Annotated in this window: 17 protein-coding genes; 1 reads left to right on the forward strand and 16 read right to left on the reverse strand. The window is 39.2% G+C overall.

Annotated elements, in window-relative coordinates; all coding sequences use genetic code 11:
• Nucleotides 1-60: 60 nt before the first annotated feature.
• Nucleotides 61-765: a GTP pyrophosphokinase family protein gene (locus tag D8Q48_RS07240; RefSeq protein ID WP_117990413.1), complete on the reverse strand. Its 705-nt coding sequence runs from the start codon at nt 763-765 to the stop codon at nt 61-63.
• Nucleotides 766-865: 100 nt separating this feature from the next.
• Nucleotides 866-1,921 (reverse strand): PTS sugar transporter subunit IIC, encoded by a 1,056-nt coding sequence (locus tag D8Q48_RS07245; protein ID WP_117990414.1) that lies wholly within the window; start codon nt 1,919-1,921, stop codon nt 866-868.
• Nucleotides 1,922-2,098: 177 nt separating this feature from the next.
• On the opposite strand from D8Q48_RS07245, the gene D8Q48_RS07250 reads away from it, so the two are divergent.
• Nucleotides 2,099-2,362, forward strand: a complete 264-nt coding sequence (locus D8Q48_RS07250) for a hypothetical protein (protein WP_022075404.1) — start codon at nt 2,099-2,101, stop codon at nt 2,360-2,362.
• Between the two features lie 851 nt (nt 2,363-3,213).
• On the opposite strand, the gene D8Q48_RS07260 is transcribed toward D8Q48_RS07250, so the two are convergent.
• The 14 genes from D8Q48_RS07260 to purM form a co-directional block, all read right to left on the reverse strand.
• Nucleotides 3,214-4,638: an FtsX-like permease family protein gene (locus tag D8Q48_RS07260; RefSeq protein ID WP_121056069.1), complete on the reverse strand. Its 1,425-nt coding sequence runs from the start codon at nt 4,636-4,638 to the stop codon at nt 3,214-3,216.
• Complete coding sequence (locus tag D8Q48_RS07265) at nt 4,607-6,187, reverse strand: CARDB domain-containing protein (RefSeq protein WP_121056071.1); 1,581 nt, start codon at nt 6,185-6,187, stop codon at nt 4,607-4,609. Before D8Q48_RS07265 ends, D8Q48_RS07260 begins: the two co-directional genes overlap by 32 nt.
• On the reverse strand, nt 6,187-6,990 hold the full coding sequence (locus tag D8Q48_RS07270) for an ABC transporter ATP-binding protein (RefSeq protein ID WP_347562292.1): 804 nt from the start codon (nt 6,988-6,990) through the stop codon (nt 6,187-6,189). The genes D8Q48_RS07265 and D8Q48_RS07270 overlap by 1 nt, the downstream gene beginning before the upstream one ends.
• Nucleotides 6,991-7,105: 115 nt before the next feature.
• Nucleotides 7,106-7,774 (reverse strand): uracil-DNA glycosylase, encoded by a 669-nt coding sequence (locus D8Q48_RS07275; protein ID WP_117990461.1) that lies wholly within the window; start codon nt 7,772-7,774, stop codon nt 7,106-7,108.
• Between the two features lie 15 nt (nt 7,775-7,789).
• Nucleotides 7,790-8,551, reverse strand: coding sequence for an imidazole glycerol phosphate synthase subunit HisF (gene hisF / locus D8Q48_RS07280; RefSeq protein ID WP_117990464.1), 762 nt, complete (start codon nt 8,549-8,551; stop codon nt 7,790-7,792).
• On the reverse strand, nt 8,552-9,166 hold the full coding sequence (hisH, locus tag D8Q48_RS07285; RefSeq protein WP_117990466.1) for an imidazole glycerol phosphate synthase subunit HisH: 615 nt from the start codon (nt 9,164-9,166) through the stop codon (nt 8,552-8,554).
• Nucleotides 9,163-10,665 carry a HAMP domain-containing sensor histidine kinase gene (locus tag D8Q48_RS07290; RefSeq protein WP_117990469.1) on the reverse strand — a complete coding sequence of 501 codons (1,503 nt, stop codon included), beginning with the start codon at nt 10,663-10,665 and terminating at the stop codon, nt 9,163-9,165. Before D8Q48_RS07290 ends, hisH begins: the two co-directional genes overlap by 4 nt.
• Nucleotides 10,662-11,342 (reverse strand): response regulator transcription factor, encoded by a 681-nt coding sequence (locus D8Q48_RS07295; RefSeq protein WP_117990472.1) that lies wholly within the window; start codon nt 11,340-11,342, stop codon nt 10,662-10,664. The genes D8Q48_RS07290 and D8Q48_RS07295 overlap by 4 nt, the downstream gene beginning before the upstream one ends.
• A 20-nt stretch (nt 11,343-11,362) precedes the next feature.
• Nucleotides 11,363-13,924: an ABC transporter permease gene (locus tag D8Q48_RS07300; RefSeq protein WP_121056073.1), complete on the reverse strand. Its 2,562-nt coding sequence runs from the start codon at nt 13,922-13,924 to the stop codon at nt 11,363-11,365.
• A gap of 24 nt (nt 13,925-13,948) precedes the next feature.
• Nucleotides 13,949-14,653 carry an ABC transporter ATP-binding protein gene (locus tag D8Q48_RS07305; protein WP_117990502.1) on the reverse strand — a complete coding sequence of 235 codons (705 nt, stop codon included), beginning with the start codon at nt 14,651-14,653 and terminating at the stop codon, nt 13,949-13,951.
• Nucleotides 14,654-15,082: 429 nt separating this feature from the next.
• Complete coding sequence (locus D8Q48_RS07310; RefSeq protein ID WP_118688602.1) at nt 15,083-16,756, reverse strand: carbon starvation protein A; 1,674 nt, start codon at nt 16,754-16,756, stop codon at nt 15,083-15,085.
• 567 nt (nt 16,757-17,323) lie between these two features.
• Nucleotides 17,324-18,595, reverse strand: a complete 1,272-nt coding sequence (gene purD, locus D8Q48_RS07315; protein WP_022076259.1) for a phosphoribosylamine--glycine ligase — start codon at nt 18,593-18,595, stop codon at nt 17,324-17,326.
• Between the two features lie 9 nt (nt 18,596-18,604).
• Nucleotides 18,605-19,231, reverse strand: coding sequence for a phosphoribosylglycinamide formyltransferase (purN, locus tag D8Q48_RS07320; RefSeq protein ID WP_121056075.1), 627 nt, complete (start codon nt 19,229-19,231; stop codon nt 18,605-18,607).
• Nucleotides 19,225-20,250, reverse strand: coding sequence for a phosphoribosylformylglycinamidine cyclo-ligase (purM, locus tag D8Q48_RS07325; protein ID WP_117991829.1), 1,026 nt, complete (start codon nt 20,248-20,250; stop codon nt 19,225-19,227). The genes purN and purM overlap by 7 nt, the downstream gene beginning before the upstream one ends.
• Nucleotides 20,251-20,257: the final 7 nt, after the last annotated feature.

Raw genomic sequence — 20,257 nt, forward strand, 5'->3', positions numbered from 1 at the left:
TCCCTCTGCTTTTCAATCGCCTACGTTACTTCTCTCCACTTTCAAGTCGAATGTACCTGACTACATTTCTCTCTTTCCTAATAAATGTTCCGCCACACTGGCAACACTCTCTGTCTTTTGTACTTCTTCCTGCTGCTCCAGACACGCTTGAATTGCTTCATTGAGCGATAACATCTTATCGTCCAGCTCTGATACCATCTGTGCACATTCTCTTAAATCCCTGCTTATATATTCCGGTGCCATTCCTTCAAATTTGTAGTAAATCTTATGTTCCAGACTAGCCCAAAAGTCCATTGCAATCGTTCGAATCTGAATTTCTACTTTCGTATCAACCACACTATCTGATAAAAAGATTGGAACAGATACCAGCATATGATAACTTTTATATCCGCTTTCCTTCGGTTTTTTAATATAATCCTTGATTGTCAGCACTTTCAGGTCGCTTTGATTACCTATCATCTCTGCCAATCTGTAAATATCAGATGTAAACGAACAGATCAGTCTTACTCCCGCAATATCATTGATATACTTTACCATATTCTCAATCGATGTTTCATAGCCATATCGTTTCAACTTCTTTACGATACTTTCCGGAGTTTTCACCCTTGTCTTGATATGTTCAATCGGATTATATTTATGCACATGCTGGAACTCATCATTGAGAATCTCTAACTTTGTCCCCACTTCTTTTAATGCTGCATTGTAAAGAAAGATAACAGTTTTCCAACTATCCACATCCTCATAATTTTTAATTGCATCCTGCATTCGACATCGTTCTCCTTCATAAATATATTTCTTTCCCCATTTGCTATTTCTGTCCATTTTCAAGAAACAGCATATATACTTTAGTATAGCACAGTCCAGCCTACAAATCCAGTTTCATGTCTCCATAACGAATCCACTTTTTCTTTCGCATATACTCAGAAAAAAGTAATGTCAAAAGTGCCGGCAAAACAATCTGGATCATCACCATTTTAATCATGACTACCATCGCATCTTCTGTCTGCGTCATAACCTGCCAGGTCATAATCTGCCCCACCAGTCCGGCTGTTCCCATTCCAGACCCGGTTGCATTATTTGTCATATGCAAAAACAGGGTTCCGACCGGTCCTAAAATTGCACTGGATAATATTGCCGGAAGCCAAATCACCGGTCGTTTCACAATATTCGGAACCTGTAGCATTGATGTTCCGATTCCCTGTGCAAATAAACCTCCAAACCCATTTTCACGAAAACTTGCAACTGCAAAACCAACCATATTACAGCAGCATCCTATCGTTGCCGCACCAGCTGCCAGACCTGATAAATTCAATACAATTCCGATTGCAGCCGAACTGATCGGAAGTGTCAAAATCATTCCCATCAATACAGAAACCACAATTCCCATGATTAATGGCTGCTGTTCTGTCCCCCAATTGATCAGAGAACCTATCCATGCCATGAATTTTGAGATCGGAGGTCCCACAAAAATTCCTACCGCCGAACCGACACCGATGGTAACAAGCGGTGTGATCAATATATCAAGCTTTGTCTTTCCCGCAATTAAAATTCCTACTTCAACAGCTAGATAAGCAGCAACAAATGCTCCCAGAGGTTCACCCGGTCCCGCTAACACGATTGCCCCATTCTGCAAAATCTCTCCCGATAAAATCTTACCGGCAAATGCACCTACCATACCTGCTGTCGCTGCTGACACTACAACCAGCTGACTTGCTTCAAATTTTCTTGCGACGCCAACACCGATTCCTGCGCCTGTCATCGATGCTGCGACCTTTCCTATCAGAACGATCCACGCCCCCGTATTACCAGTCACCATGGCTCCGATCTGTTGTATGATCGTCCCAATGATCAACGTTGCAAACAGTCCCTGTGCCATGCCACTTAATCCATCAATAAAAATACGATCCAATGTTTTTTTCATCTTCGAATTCCCTTCAACTCATTTCATACAAATTCTTATGAATTTTATTTACGTTATCATCATATTCTATCATCGACATTTTGCTTTTTCAATGCTATACTTGAACTACTTTTGAAATTCTGTAACACAAATTTTTCCAGAAAATATTCACATATTAATTAACAGGAGGAAATCATTATGTTCCGTTTATGGGGAAAAGAATTTAAAGACAACCGTCTGCTTCGCGATACTGTTATTTGCGATGACACAGATGATACACGAACACATAAAATTTTTCATGCACTCGACGAGATCTGTTATGAATTCGATCTAAGCAAACCAATCTGGCTCGACTCCACGATCGCTGATTTTAAAAGACATGATAAAGCTCGATTTTATCAAGATAATTTTGTAGATTCGATTGATTTTGATTATCTTGAAATACAGATTATTGAGGAGTAGGTTGCTATTTAGTTCACGACAGCCCCAAGCAAGAAAAAGACCATGCACTCCTGCTCAGCTTCGTCGGGCAAGCCCGACTCCAATTCGCTGGATTGCATGGTCTTTTTCTTGCTTTGTGGTGTACTGTGATCGAAATAGGTGGAGCGATGATGGATTTACTTTTCTGGGATCTGATGCATCTACATCCTGGGTTTATTTGCTGTCGCAGATGCTTTTTTGACAACTGATGTATCTGCGCTAGCTTGATATTCGCTGTTGCAGATGCTCTTTTTGTAATTGTTGTATCTGCACTGCCTTGATATTCATTGTTGCAGATACTTTTCATCCTACCCATCATGTGCAATTGCATCTGCATCTTGCTTTTTCTAAAACTTGAGGATGCTTCCTTTGTAAATTTTGCATCTACATCACCCATTTTCTTATGACATGCAGATACTCTCCAGTAAAAATGTGCATCCTCAACCTGCCCTTTCTATAACTTGCGGATGCACCTCATCAAAATTTTGCATCTTCAATTCCCCCAAATCCATCATCTCAGATATCTCCCCATATCCTTTGCGTTCTATTTACTTCATAAAATGAGCCAATACATTACTTACAAAAAAATTGATATAAGAAATTCGAGCGAATATGAAATGGGCGCTGGTGACACTTAGAGCGTAAACTTTTGCGTTAATGGATTTGAACGAACGTGTTTGAAGCTGCGTAGCAGCAAGTTTGAGTTCAAATTCATTTGCTTTTAGCAAAAATTTACGCTCTTATGTGTTACCCGCTCATGGAATCTGAGCAAGAATTCTTATATCAATTTTTTGTAAGGAACGTATTGCCACTTAATGAATTAAATCGCAATCCTATTCATTTCTAATCGCCGCCAGCGGACTTAATTTCATCGCCCTAAGTGCCGGAAAATATCCCGCCACCATTCCTATCAACACCGCAAATGCCATGGAAGCAATAACCAGCCAGGGCGGTATATAGGAAATATTTCCATCTAATCCCATTGCACTTCCGTTTCCGGTAAGTATATTGATAATAAATGACATCAAAAAACTCAACAGATTTCCTACCACGCCTCCGATAAAACCAATAAATGCTGCCTCAAGTAAAAACATTTGCTTTATATTCTTCAAGCTGCATCCGAGTACTTTTATTACTCCGATCTCTTTTGTTCGCTCATAAATTGACATCATCATTGTATTCATAATTCCAATTGCTGCCACAAATAAGGATACCGCTCCGATGCCTCCCAGCACAGCCTGAATCATTGCAAACTGTTTTTGCATGCTTTTTACATATTCTGCGTTTGTTGTTACTTTATAGCCCAGATTCTGGATTTCAGATGCTACAACATCTACATTATCAATGTCATCTATCTGAACCATTGCATTTGTGTACGCAAAGAATTTGTATGGTTTTCCGCTTTTTGTAGTAGGCTGTCCCGGTATTGCACGACCTGCATATTCTTTTTTCAACATATTTTTTAAGGTTGTAATATCACAATATACATTGTAAGAATGTGCATTATATGTATTTTCATCGCCTGTAACACGACCACTTGCGTGTACTACATATTTTTTAGGAGCCTTTGTAGGAGTTGTTCCTCCTGTACTTGCAGAAGAAGAATTCTCCGTTGATATTGCTGCGCCTCCTGTATTATTCAGTGAATTATAATACGCATCAGAATCTAATACAAGAAACATCTGCGCTTTCATGACATCGACATCAGGCCTCACTCCTGTTTCCCAATATCCTTTGTCAGTTCCCTTTTCCATTAGATTTTCTGTTGCAAGGTTTCCGAATACCAGCTCTAATTCCGAACTGTCTGCTTTTGGTAATGTACCTCCTTCTACAAGGCTTATATTTTGCTCTTTTAATGCTTCCGGAGTCATCCCTGTCAACTGAATGTTACCGTAATATTTTCCTGTCATTATAATTAAGTTCATTAATAAAACCGGCGATGCACTCTTTACGTGCTCTAATTTTGACAGCTTTTCTATTGTTTCATCTGTCACATATTTTGATGCTTCCTGATCTGATCCACTGTCGGAATAATAATACATCTGACTGCCCACATCTTTTCCTGTCACAGTCACTGCAGTCATACCGCCAGACTGCTCAATCTCACGATACAAGGATTGCTGCATCCCAAGACCAAGAGAAATCATTACAACAATTGAAGCGGTTCCGATCACTACACCAAGAATCGTAAGAATGCTTCGCAGTTTTCTTCGTCGGAGATTACTGCTACTCATCCTCAGTAAATCGATCCACCTCATCTGCTAAATCCTCCTCTTCCAAAGCCAATTGTTTTTTCTTCTTTTTACGAACAACAAGCACTGCTGTCACTACTGCTGCCACGATTACCACAACTACGATTGGGATGATCGGCGTGCTTTTTTCTTCTTCCTCCACTGCTCCTACCATCGTTGTATCATCGTCATCCATCACAGGAGTAACTTCCATTTCAAATTCTTTTTCTGCAGTAAATGATTTTCCTGATTCATCTTCATATGTCATTGTCATTTTACACTTGCTTCCCGCCGGCACTTCTGATTCTCCCATTAACATACCGTCGATTGTTCCTGTTGCACCAGAATCAACATTTCCTACAAATACATCTTTCCCGCTGATTCCGTCTCCTGAAAATTTGATTTTAACATTATAAAGCTTGATTCGTCCTGTATTATAAATATTGCATGTTAAATTTGCTTCTTCTCCTACCTGAATGCTGTCCGGTGACAATTCAATATCACTGAATTCAAATCTTGCAGCCTGTTTGACCGGAATTGCAAGACTTGAAGAAGCTTCGTACTGTACTGCATTGCCATCCTCGTATTTCATGGACATTGCAATACTGTATGGCTTTTGCACCAAATCTGCTCTTGCATTCAAATCAATTGAAATATCTCTTGTTTCTCCCGCCGGAATAGATTCCAGATAAATCGTGCTGGAACCAGATGACGGAAGAAATGCAGGTGCTTCTGCGGCTGCGTCCGTTCCGGCCGATGGAGCCTGCATATCAAACAATAAATTGGAAACTGCTGTTGTCTTTGATGTGTTCTTTACATGTACTGTCAATTTAAAATCACTTCCGGCATTCACATTTTCCGGATTCGTTGAAAATCCAGTCACGATCACACGTGGCACACTCTGGCTTTTATCTGAACCTCCTGTTGCAATCGGGTCACTGTTTGAGATTCCACCTGCATCATAAATTGCCTGACCTGCATCGCCGGATACGTTCTGCGTTGTATCCGGAGTCGGTGTCGGATCAGCTTTTGGTGCATCAGCAGTTTTCTTTGCCGTTGTATTCACATAAATGTATTTATTTGTTTCGTAAATATTTGTCCCATCATCGTATGTAATCTGAAATGGTGTTTTATAAGATTTTGTCTCTACATCAGCTCTGACTGAAAAACTCCATGTTGCTTCCGCAGACTCTCCCGCCTTAATCTGTTCAATTGTCTTTTCCTCATTCATATTTTCAATTTTGAAAGGGAAATCAGACGCATTATCGATTACCGGAGAAATTTTTACATTATTTGCATCACAGCTTCCTTCATTTACTATTTTTACTGTTAATTCTACCTTTTGCTCTGCATTATAATTTGGTGTAGACTGTCCTTTGCCTACCGACAGACGAATTTTGGGAATCGGTGTCTCACTTGAGCTTCTGGATATGGCTGACGTATTCTCGTTTCCACTTTCTCCTGCCACATTTACATTTGAAGCTGCTTTGTTATCCTGTGCGAAGCTTATTGGTGCCATTGCTGTCAGCATTGCCAGACTCAATATCACCCCTGTTGCTTTTTTCCAATGTCTCATTATCTGTTATCCTCCCCTGATTGTTTTCCTGCTATCTCTGCTTTTATTTTTTCACTTTCTTTTTCATCCTGGCTTAAGTTATTCACATTTTTGTTTCGATTATCTTCTATTTTCACAATTTTTCCATCTATAATATGAAATACTCGGTCAGCATATGTCGCAAGATGATTGTCATGCGTTACCATAACCAGTGTTTTCTTCTGTTTACGGACTACATTCTGCATCAATGCCATAACTTCTTCTGAAGTATGTGAATCCAGGTTTCCTGTCGGCTCATCCGCAAAAATAATTTCCGGGTCTACGACCAACGCTCTTGCAACACCAACTCTCTGCTGCTGTCCTCCAGACATTTGATTCGGCATATGTTTCTTTTGTTTTTTCAAATTAACCAAATCCAACATCTTATCTGCCTTTTTTAATCTTTCTTTTTTAGGAACGCCCCTGAAGCTGAGTGGTAAAGCTACATTTTCCACTGCATTCATTGTACTGATAAGATGAAAGGACTGAAAAATAAATCCGACATGATCACGTCTGAAACTGACCAGACCATCTTCGTTTAATTTTTCTATATGCTGTCCGGCAATAATCACTTCACCTTTTGTCGGCTTCTCTAATCCAGCCAGCATATTTAATAATGTTGATTTACCTGAGCCGGATGTTCCGACGATTGCACAAAATTCACCTTCGTAAATATCAAAATCCACACCATTTAATGCTCGGACTATCGAATCACCGACCCGGTACAATTTATATAAATTTTTTACTTCTATAACCTTTTTCACCAAATGCCCTCCCTTCTGCATACGTATTATTATACTATATCTGTTCTCTTTTTTTGTTTATTTTTTCTTTAATTTTTTCTTAAAAAAAGAGACTATACCAACTCACAGCATAGTCTCTTTCTTCTTATTGTATTTTCTAATCAATCTGCCAGTCAATCGGTTCAATCCCATGTGCTTTCAAAAATTCATTTGTCTGACTAAATGGTCTGCTTCCGAAAAATCCTCTATATGCAGCTAATGGGCTTGGATGTGGTGCTTTCAGAATCAAATGCTGCGGATTTGTCAACATCTTCTCCTTTCTCTGTGCCGGCGCACCCCAAAGAATAAACACAATTGGTCTGTCCTGGTTATTTAATGCCATAATTGCCGCATCCGTAAATTCCTCCCAGCCAATTCCACGATGTGAATTAGCCTGATGTGCACGAACCGTCAACACTGTATTCAACATCAATACACCTTGTTTTGCCCATTTTTCCAGACACCCATGATTTGGAATTGTGCATCCAAGATCGTCATGTAATTCTTTATAAATATTTACCAGTGAAGGTGGAATATCTACCCCTTTCTGCACAGAAAAACTCAGCCCATGTGCCTGTCCATCATTATGATATGGGTCTTGTCCCAAAATTACCACCTTTACATCTTTTAATGGTGTCAGGTGAAATGCATTGAAAATATCCTGTGCAGGTGGAAATATTTTTCTTGTGTGATATTCTGCATTTACTGTATCAAATAATTTTTTGTAATAAGGTTTTTTGAACTCTTCTTTAAGAGCCTCATACCAGTCTCCATTAATTCCCGACATGTACTTTCCTCTTTCCTATAATCGAACCGATACACCTTCATGCTGTAAATAGTTCTTTACTTCTTTTATTTCTAATTCTTTATAATGGAACAGTGATGCTGCCAATGCTGCATCAGCCCCGCCTTCTGTCAAAGCTTCTTTAAAATGCTCCAGCGTTCCCGCTCCTCCGGATGCAATGACCGGAATGGAAACACTGTCTGCAATTGCTCTCGTCAGTTCCAGATCGTACCCAGCTTTTGTTCCGTCACAATCCATACTGGTCAAAAGAATTTCTCCTGCTCCAAGCTCTTCCACTTTCTTTGCCCACTCTATAGCATCGATTCCAACATCGACTCTTCCGCCATTCTTATAAATATTCCATCCACTTCCGTCTGCTCTTTTCTTTGCATCGATAGCCACAACAACACACTGACTTCCAAACTTCTCGGCTGCATCTGCAATCAGCTGTGGGTTGTTGATTGCAGATGAGTTGATAGAAATCTTATCTGCACCTTCGCGAAGCAATACTTTGAAGTCCTCTACTGTGCGGATGCCTCCGCCAACTGTAAATGGGATAAATACACACTCTGCAACTTTACGCACCATGTCAACGACCGTATTTCTTCCGTCAGAAGATGCTGTAATATCCAAAAACACAAGTTCATCTGCACCTGCCTGATCGTAGGCTTTTGCAATTTCTACCGGGTCTCCGGCATCTTTTAAATCTACAAAATTAACACCTTTTACAACTCGGCCTGCATGTACATCCAAACATGGAATAATTCTTTTTGTAAACATCTATCTTTCCTCCAATTCCACGAAATTCTTCAGTATCTGTAATCCAACCTCACTGCTCTTTTCCGGATGGAACTGGCATGCAAAAATATTTCCTTTTTCTACAGAAGCATGGATGTGTACACCATATTCTGTTGATGCCTTAACAATATTCTCATCTTTCGCTTTCAGATAGTAGGAATGAACGAAATAAACATAGGCCTGTTCATCAACATTTTTAAATAAACGACCATTATGTTCAAGATGTAGCGAATTCCATCCCATATGTGGAATCTTTAAACCTTCACAAGCCGGGATTCTACAAATCTCTCCTTCTAAAATCCCAAGTCCTTCCACGCCCTTGGCTTCATCGCTTCGTTCAAACAAAAGCTGGAGTCCAAGACAAATGCCTAAAAACGGAGTCCCTTTTTCTGTGACTTTACGAATTACATCATCCAAATGTCGTTCTTTCAACTTCTCCATTGCATCTCCAAATGCACCGACTCCCGGAAGTATCACTTTATCTGCGCTTAAAATTTCAGATGGAGCACTTGTGATCTTCACTTCCTGTCCCAGATACAATAATGCCTTCTCTACGCTTTTGATATTACCTGCATCATAATCAATAATCGCTATCATGTCTCTTCTCCCTGTACCTTACTATCACATTTTGATGTTTTCGAATCAAGCTCAAACCAGAATTCAACTCCGTTATCATAGTTCTTCACACCATATTGCTGGTGGAATGACTCCATAATTGCTTTCACAATCGACAAGCCGATTCCATTTCCACCATATTCTCTTGTATGCGCCTTGTCTACTTTATAGAATTTATCCCATAATTTTGCAATATCTTCCTCCGGTATCGGCTTTCCACTATTAAATACGGTAACTTTTACTGTATCTCCCTGCGGTATGATACGAATCTCGATTCTCTTCTCATTGTCTACGTGATGAATAGCATTTGTCAAGTAATTTCTAAATACCTGCTCTGTTTTGAACTCATCTGCCCAAACATAAACTTCCTCTTCCGTCACGCAATCGACTTCTGCTTCTGCCTGTTGAAGCAAAATCTCACAGCTTGCCAGAACACCGCGAATCAACCCTACAAGATTAAATCGTGTGATTTCCAAATCTTCATCACCAAATTCCAATTGATTTAAAGTTAACAGATTTTTTACCATCTGATTCATCTTGTTAGCCTCGTCTATAATAACATCGCAATAGAATTCCATACTTTCAGGCTCTTCTGTAATTCCATCCCGCAATCCTTCCGCATAACCTTGAATCAATGCAATCGGAGTTTTTAATTCATGAGAAACATTTCCAAGAAATTCATTTCTCATATCTTCAATCTTTTCTTTTTGTTCAATATCTTTTTGTAATTGATTATTTGCCCGCTTCAATTCTGTGATCGTTTCTTCCAGACGTTTTGACATCAGGTTAAAGTTTCCACCCAGAATTCCGATTTCATTTTCACCGCCACTCGTATACTTTGCATCAAAATCCAGATTTGCCATGCGCTGTGACAGTTCAGCAAGCTCCATGATTGGCTTTGTGATCTTTTGTGAGAAGAACCATACAAAGAGTAGCCCGCATAATACTGTAACACCACCACCACAGATTAGAAACTTATTCGTCGAGTTTACGGTATCGTAAATACTTCCATAAGGACTTCGGATAATAAAAATAGATTCGTCAGCCAACTGTCCGACCATATCCATATATTCTTCTCCTCGTTCCTGATCCTGGACCTTGTATATTTTGTAGGAATCCCTTTCTTCCAGAACTTGTCCGATATCTTTCCCTACGATATATCCGATCAAACGCGTAAACAGACGCCCCTTCCTTTCCTGTTCTGTGTTAAATGTAATATCTGAACCTGAATTGATCACAAGTACTGCACAATTTTTTCTCTCACACTGCCTCTGAAGTTCTTCCTGTATCTCAACCGAACCTATATCTCCTTTTTTTGCTGTTTTATCTAGGGTTTCGTAAAGCTCAACCATCTCGATTTTTTTATTTTGTATAAAAAACCTCTCCATGAAACTGGAATTGATGATAAACATCATCACAATAACAAGGGCTACTGCTCCTGTGAACAATGCCAACATCTGACGTTTAATTGAGTATTTCATTCTTCTACCTCGAATTTATATCCCATTCCCCAGATTGTCTTAATATACTCTCCCTTATCACCCAGCTTACTTCTCAGTTTCTTAACATGTGTATCAATCGTACGTGCATCCCCAAAATAATCATAATTCCAAACATTATTTAATATTTTTTCTCTCGAAAGTGCAATCCCCTGATTTTCCACAAAATAAGTTAGAAGCTCAAATTCCTTATAACTTAAATCTATCGGTTTATCATCGATCATAACACTGTGTGCTGCCTTGTCGATTTTAATTCCGCCTGCGTCAAGAATGTCTGACATGTCTGTACCATTTGTTCTTCTCAAGATTGCTCCGACTCTCGCTACCAGGATTTTCGGACTAAATGGCTTTGAAATGTATTCATCTACTCCCAGTTCAAATCCTTGAAGCTCGTCTCGCTCTTCCGACCGGGCTGTCAACATAATAATCGGAACTTTTGAATGCTCGCGGACTTCCCTACATACCTGCCATCCGTCCATCTTTGGCATCATAACATCCAGAATGATCAGGGCAATATCTTTATCCTCGTAAAATAAATCCATTGCTTCCATACCATCTCCCGCTTCTAATACTTGATAACCTGCTCTTGTCAGGAAATCTTTTACAAGCTTTCTCATTCTGCTTTCATCATCTACTACAAGAATCTTCATTTTTTCCATTATCGCTATCTCCTTTGAATTTACTCAACACTCTTGAGTGATTCTACCATATCTATCTTTTTCAACTTAAAATACATTACACCATTTACAAACATTGAAAAACCAATTGTGATCAAAAATCCGAATATATAACTGCTCAGATCAATATTTCTTCCAAACATTGCTGAATCCACCTCCACTGTTTCAATGATAAAACGATGCAGTATTTTCCCAAGTCCACACCCGACAACAGAACCAAGTATTGTCAACAGTATATTCTCACGATAAACGTATTCTGCAACTTCTTTTGGATAAAATCCCAGCACTTTCAAAGTTGCAAGTTCTCGCTTACGTTCTGTAATGTTGATATTATTCAGATTATACAATACAACAAATGCCAATAATCCCGCTGAAATCACAAGAACTACAATAACCATATTCAGACTTCCCAGCATATCCTCTATCTGCGCTTCAAAATCCTTTGTATAGCTGACACTTAATGCACCATCTTTTTTCAGTGCTTCCTCACCGATTTCTTCTGCTACTTCTATCTGTCCGTTATTGACTGTATAGAAAATGGAATTATAACTTACAGCTTTACCATACAGCTGTTCATAAAGCCCTGACGTCATATACATATAATGCCGCATATAATTCTCACATATTGCTGATACCGTCACTGTCACATCTTCTTCGCCTGACTTTTCAATTGTAAATGAATCACCTGGTTTTACTCCCAGCTTATCTGCGATTTTTTCTGTCAGGATCACACCATCATCTGTTAATTTATATTGCTCTTTTGTCACACGATTCTGATAGACAAACAGCGAATCATTCTCTTCTCCCGGCTCAAACACTGTAAGATATACTTCCTTTTCTGTATCATCCTTCTTAATTGTTACTTGTTGCTGCAAAGCCTGTGTAATATGTTTGATCCGGTCATCACTTTTCAGACTGTCTGTAATCTCTTGCTTTGCGGTATCTGTCGCTTCTTCATTTAAAATCAGATCGGCATCAAACAGTTGCAGATCCTCGTACTGCAATATTCCGATATTTACAATCGAATCATGCAGACCAAATCCAAACAATAGAAGTGCCATACAGCCTCCGATTCCAAACAATGTCATAAAGAATCTCTTCTTATAACGAACCAGATTCCGGACCGTTGATTTCCATGTAAAGCTTAAATGCTTCCATATAAACGGGATTCTTTCTAACAGAACCCTCTTTCCCTGTTTTGGAGCCGGCGGACGCATCAATTGTGCTGCCTGTTCTCGCAGCTCTTTATAACAGGATATAACTGTTGCAAAAAGTACACAAAATACAGCTGCGGCGGATGCAACTCCGGCATAATATAAATTGTACGGAACTTCAATATTCGGAACATGCGCATATATAATTCCATACGCTTTGATAATAATATACGGAAATACTTTTTCTCCAAACAATGCCCCTAAAACACATCCAAGGATTGTTGCAAGCGATGCATATCCAATATATTTTCCCGCTATGGAAGCTTTTGAATAGCCCAGTGCTTTCATCGTTCCGATTAACGTCCGCTGTTCTTCTACCATACGTGTCATCGTTGTCAGACTGATTAGTGCTGCCATCAAAAAGAACAGTACCGGAAATACCTTTCCAATAGCCCGCATGCGGTCTGCATTTTCTCCATAACCACTGTATTCTACCAGATGCTCTCTGTCATAAATATACCATTTAGCCTTCGGAATCTGACTCATCTCATCGTCCAGACTTTTCAATCCATCCTGACCATTCATAAATACCTGATACGTCTGTGCCATCATCAGCTGCATTCTTGTTTCTGCCTCATCTAACACTTCTTCATATCTTGCATCTTCTCTTTCTGTTTTAATCTTCTCAATTCGCTTCTCAACTTCATCTACACGATTATCATATTCTTTTGTAAATGCTGTTAACTTCTTGGCGCCCTTTACAGTTGCATAAATTTCTGAATATGCATCCATCGTAAAGCTGTCTTCCAATACACAGGCAAATCCATTGATTGTTCCTGTTCCAATTGTCGTATTTCCACGACCAAAAGACACATATGTCGGACTGCTTACTGTTCCAACAATTTTATATTTGTCACATTTTAATGAATCGGTAATCGCATCTTTTGTCCCTGAAGAAAATGTAATCTCATCCCCGATTTTGTATCCATTTGCTTCATAATAATCAATATCCAGAACACATTCGTTTGTATCCTTTGGCAATCTGCCTTCCTCAACAGTAACCTGATTCATTGTTGGAAGCAGTGACATGATATGCACAACCTTCTGGCTGTCTCCTGACTTGCAAAGTACATCCACTGAATATCCAGCTTCTACATCTTTTATGCCCTTCACCTGGCGGATGGCATTCACATCATCCTGGGTAAGTCCCAGTGTACTGATTATTTGCAGATCCATAAGATTTTTCTCATCAAAATATGCATCTCCTGACAATCGCATATCCGGCTCCGAAGATCGGATTCCTGAGAAAAATGCAACTCCGATTGCGACGATAAAGAAAATCGACAGAAATCGTCCCATACTTTTTCGGATTTCCATATAAAAATCTTTTCTAAGTGCTTTTTTACTCATCCTTGTTCTCCATCTTCTATTGTTTTACCATTCGATTTCATCAATTGAAACTGGATTCTCATTCGTTATCATAGAAGAGACTTTTCCATTTTTAATTTTAATCAGACGATCTGCCATCGGCGCCAGTGCAGAGTTATGTGTAATAACGATCACTGTCATCCCTTTCTCTCTGCACATATCCTGCAGTAATTTTAAAATTGCCTTACCTGTATTATAATCCAAAGCTCCCGTCGGCTCGTCGCATAATAATAATTTCGGATTCTTCGCCAGTGCTCTTGCAATGGATACCCTCTGCTGTTCTCCGCCGGAAAGCTGAGCCGGAAAATTATCCAGTCTGTCTCCCAGACCGACTTCGCATAATACCTTCTTTGCATCCAGGGGATCCTTACAGATCTGAAGTGCAAGCTCTACATTCTCCTTTGCAGTCAGATTCGGAACCAGATTATAAAACTGAAATACAAATCCAATATCATCTCTTCGATATGAAGTGAGCTGACGCTCATTATACCCTGTAATATTCGCTCCATCTACCAAAATCCGTCCACTAGATGCCGTATCCATTCCCCCAAGAATATTCAATACGGTTGTCTTACCGGCTCCACTTGGTCCCACGATTACTACAAATTCTCCCTTTTCAATTTCAAATGAGATACCATCCACTGCACGTATCTCCACTTCGCCCATCTTATATACTTTTGTAATGTCTTTTAACTGCACAAAACCTGCCATGCGATTATTTCCTTTCTGTGTATTATCATTCAAAAATATTACAATACGAACATATTTATATATCATTATTGTATCATATTTTTGTTGAGCAAAGCATATGTTCACAATTTTTTTATACTTCCGATACGTTTTTATATATTAGGAAAGCACTTTCCTATTTCAAGTCGAGCAGCCACGAGACTTGGCGCGTGATTCTGGTCAGCGTAAGCTGACACATTCTTTACAGAATCACTGCGCATCCTCGCACAGCGTTTATCTCAGTCGAGAAGACTCCCACCTCTTTCAGATGGTGAGTCTTCTCGACTGAGATAAAAAAATAGATAATCGAACTTCTTAATCATATAAGTTAAATTAAGGAGTCAATTACCTATTTCTCTAGAACGATTCTATAAATCGATATTTTATTTTTCTAGCATTTTAAATCCAAATTTATTTCTCTGTCAATTTCTTAATACCCTGGATTGCTACAATCACACCAAGCAATAAGAGCAATACTGCGAAGATTAACTGCAATGTGTTTCCAAGACTAAGTCCTGTTGCAACAAACTGTCCGCTTAATTTGTAGATTGTCATTCCAAGTGCTGTAAATGTTACTGCCATCATAAATACCATCGGAATCCAAAGCATAGCACCCTGACGTTTTGTCTTTTTCAAAAATACGGCACAAGCTATTAACGCAAGTACTGATAACAACTGGTTTGCTGAACCAAACAATGGCCAAATCTCTGCATAACCAACTTTTGCAAGCAAATATGCAAGTATCAGTGTAATAATTGTTGAGAAGTATTTGTTTGTTACCACTTTCATAAATGGTGAAAGATTCTTCATATCTGTATCTTCATCGATGAAGAACTCCTGGAACGAAAGTCTTCCAATACGTGCAACTGAATCAAGAGATGTCAGTGCAAAAGCTGATACAGAAAGGTTAATCAATGTAAATACCAGACTATGTGGTAATCCAATCACATCAAGGAAGTTTGCAATCGCACCTGCAAAAATCTGTGGCTGCGTTGTAAGTCCCTGTGCTGCTGCCTCTCCATCTGCGAAAGATGCAACTGCAATCAATGCGATTACGGCCAGCATACTTTCCATCAACATAGCACCATAAGATACAGGAAGCATATTTCTCTCATTCTTAATCTGTTTTGAAGCAGTTCCTGAAGATACCAGTGAATGGAATCCAGATACAGCTCCACATGCAATTGTTACAAATAAAATTGGGAACATATAGCTTCCATCTACATTGAAGCTTGTGAAAGCTTTCAGGTTACATGATGGATTTGCTACAAATACACCTACAATTGCTGCCAGAATCATGAAGATCAACAAATAACTATTCAAGTAATCACGTGGCTGAAGTAACATTGTTACAGGGGCAACGCTGGCAATCAAAATGTAAATAAAAATCAAAATATGCCAAGTCTCTCTTGTCAGATACATTGGGAAATTCAGTCCAAGAGCAACTGCTGCGACAAGCATAATAATTGCTATTGCTGTATTAATCCATTTGTTCAATTTACCATATTTCAAAATAAATCCAAGAGCAACTGCTTCTAAAATAAAAAGCATGGATGTTGTTGCTACTGCACCATTTGCTGCAATTTTAGTTACAGTACCTGCTTCGTCTGCTACAAATCCGTTAAATGTTCCTGCAACTACATCCGCAAAAGCTGCAACTACGAGGATACAGAATAACCAACAGAATAATAAGAACAGTTTCTTTCCTGTTTTACCAATATATTCTTCAATAATAAAACCAATTGTACGTCCTTTATTCTTTACAGATGCATACATTGATGCAAAATCCTGTACTGCACCAAAAAATACACCACCAATCAGTACCCATAAAAGTACTGGAAGCCATCCAAACATTGCTGCCTGAATTGGTCCGTTAATCGGACCTGCACCTGCAATTGAAGCGAATTGATGACCAAACACAATATTTGTATCCGCCGGCACATAATCTACTCCATCTTCCATCTCATACGCAGGAGTTTTCGCATTCGGGTCAATTCCCCATTTTTTCTCGAGGTACTTTCCATAGAAAAGATACCCTCCGCCTAATACAACAATGGCGATAACCATCATTATAATTCCATTCATAATCTCTCCTTCTTCCTATCTAGATTCTATTTTTAATAGTGTTTATTTTATCGATTTACCTTGGTAAAGTCAAGAAGCGTTTTATATAAAATTTATAAAGTTTATACTTTTGAAATAATCATATTGCACAATTGCTATTTAGTTCACGACAGCCCCAAGCAAGAAAAAGACTATGCACTCCTGCTCAGCTTCGTCGGGCAAGCCCGACTCCAATTCGCTGGATTGCATAGTCTTTTTCTTGCTTTGTGGTGTATCGTGGTTGAAATAGGTGGAATGATGAAGGATTTACTTCACAACTTGAGTCAATACATTACTTACAAAAAATTGATATAAGAAATTCGAGCGAATATGGAGTGAGCATTGGAGACACTTAGAGCGTAAATTTTTGTGTTAATGAATTTGAACGAACATGTTCGAAGCTGCGTAGCAGCAAGTTTGAGTTCAAATTCATTTACTTTTAGCAAAAATTTACGCTCTTATGTGTCTCTCGCTCATGGAATCTGAGCAAGAATTTTTATATCAATTTTTTGTAAGGAACGTATTGCCACCTAATGAACTAAACAGCAATCACGCCTCATCAATTGCCTTTCCAATATCATGCCGCATATACTTATTCTTAAACTGCACCCACTCTGTTGCAGCATAAGCATTTGCTCTTGCCTCTTTGAGATCTTTTCCTTTTGCTGTCACACCAAGGACACGCCCTCCATTTGTGACAATATGATCCCCATCAAATTTTGTTCCGGCATGGAAGCAATAATAACCTTCATGTTTGTTGAATTCATCCAGACCACTGATTGGGAATCCTTTTTCATATGAAACAGGGTAACCTTCTGATGCAAGCACTACACAGACAGCAGCATTATCTTCAAACTGCAGATCTACCTGATCTAAAGTTCCATCAATACAAGCTTCTGCCACTTCAATCAAATCATTTTTCATTCTTGGCAGTACAACCTGTGCTTCCGGGTCTCCAAAACGTGCATTGTATTCCAGCACCTTTGGACCGTCCTCTGTCAACATCAATCCAAAGAAAATAATCCCTTTAAATTCTCTTCCTTCTGCTGCCATCGCGTCTACTGTCTTCTGATAAATATATTTATTACAGAATTCTTCTACCTCTTTTGTATAGAACGGACTTGGCGAGAATGTTCCCATTCCACCTGTATTTAATCCTGTATCTCCGTCTCCGGCACGTTTGTGATCTTGTGCTGAAGTCATTGTCTTAATTGTTTTACCATCGACAAATGAAAGTACAGATACTTCACGACCTGTCATAAATTCCTCGATAACCATCTCATTTCCCGCTGTACCAAATTTTTTGTCCAGCATAATGGTCTTCACGCCTTCTTTTGCCTCTTCAAGATTCTGACAGATCAAAACACCTTTACCTAGTGCAAGCCCATCTGCTTTCAATACGATTGGAAATTTTGCTGTTTCCAGATAAGCAATTGCAGCTTCTGGATCTGTAAAATTTTCATATCCTGCTGTAGGGATATCATATTTCTTCATAAGATCTTTTGAAAATGCTTTTGATCCTTCCAAAATTGCTGCATTCTTACGAGGTCCGAATGTACGAATTCCAGCTGCTTCTAACTCGTCTACAAGACCTCCAACCAATGGATCATCCATTCCGACGATTACCAGATCGATTTCTTTTTCTTTTGCAAATGCAACTAATTTATCAAACTCCATCGCACCGATTGCAACGCACTCTGCATATTCTGCAATACCTGCATTTCCCGGTGCACAATACATTTTATCTACTTTTGAGCTCTTTGCAGCGCTCATAGCAATTGCATGTTCTCTTCCGCCGCTTCCTACTATTAATACTTTCATTGTTTCCTCCTAATCACAAATCACAGTTCTTCCATCTTCTACTGTGACTTTTCCATTTGCAATAAGGTCAATTGCCTCTGGCATAATCTTCCATTCCGCCTGTTCCATCACTCGCTTCTGCAATATCTCCGGAGTATCGCCGTTTTGCACTTCAACCGCTTTCTGTAAAATAATCGGGCCTGTATCTGTTCCCTCATCTACAAAATGAACTGTCGCACCAACAACCTTCACTCCTCGTTTCAATGCAGCCTCATGTACTTTCAATCCATAATATCCAGTTCCGCAAAATGCCGGAATCAAAGATGGATGAATATTGATCATACGATTGCGGTATTCTGCGATCATCTCTGGTGGGATTACCACAAGAAAACCTGCAAGCACGATCAAATCCGGTTTATATGCATTTACACGCTCCAAAAATTGTTTATTAAATATATCTCTGCTTTCATAATCTTTCGGCGAAATACATTCTGCCGAAATTCCATGCTTTTTAGCACGTTCAAGTGCAAATGCATTTTTATTATTGCTGATTACCCCCACGATTTCTGTATTTGTAATTGCTCCTGCTTCTACTTTGTCTATAATTGCCTGCAGATTTGTGCCGCCACCGGAAACACATACTAATACTCTTAGCATAATGTTACTCCTTTTTCTCCTGCTTCAATATGACCAACTACATATGGCTGATCTCCTGCAGCTTTGATTGCTTCCATTGTCTTATCAACATCAGCCGGATCTACAGCTACGATCATTCCAAGTCCCATATTAAATGTGTTATACATCATCTGCTCATCAATTTCTCCCTCTTTTGCCATCAAACCAAAGATCGGAGGTACTGGATAACTATTTTTCTCAACTACTGCATGAACTCCATCGATCAGCATACGAGGAATGTTTTCATAGAAACCGCCTCCTGTGATGTGGCTGCATGCTTTTACTGTTACACCTGCTTTTTTAATGCTCTTTAATGCCTGTACATAAATTCTTGTTGGAGCAAGAAGTGCCTCTCCAAGAGTTTTTCCAAGCTCATCATAATATGTATCAAGTGATTCTTTTGTCATATCAAATACTTTACGAACAAGTGAAAATCCATTGCTATGTACACCAGATGAAGCCATACCGATCAGGACATCTCCGTCTTTCAGATTTTCTCCTGTAATCATATCCTTACGGTCACAGACACCTACAGAAAATCCTGCAAGATCATACTCATCTTCCGGCATAAGTCCTGGATGTTCCGCTGTCTCTCCTCCGATCAATGCTGCATCTGACTGTACACATCCTTCTGCAACACCGCTTACGATTGCTGCAATCTTTTCCGGATAGTTTTTTCCACATGCAATGTAATCCAGGAAGAATAATGGTTCTCCTCCTGCACACGCAATATCATTAACACACATAGCAACTGCATCAATTCCGATTGTATCATGCTTATCCATGATCATGGCAAGTTTTACTTTTGTTCCACATCCGTCAGTTCCTGACAATAAGACAGGATCTTCCATTTCTTTAATCTTTTTCAATGAAAATGCTCCTGAAAAACCGCCGAGTCCACCGAGAACCTCTTCTCTCATTGTTCTCTTTACATGCTCTTTCATCAACTCTACTGATTTATAACCTGCTTCGATATCTACGCCTGCCTTCTTATAATCCATAACCATT

This window comes from Ruminococcus sp. B05 (assembly GCF_003628495.1).
Taxonomy (GTDB): domain Bacteria; phylum Bacillota; class Clostridia; order Lachnospirales; family Lachnospiraceae; genus Schaedlerella; species Schaedlerella hominis.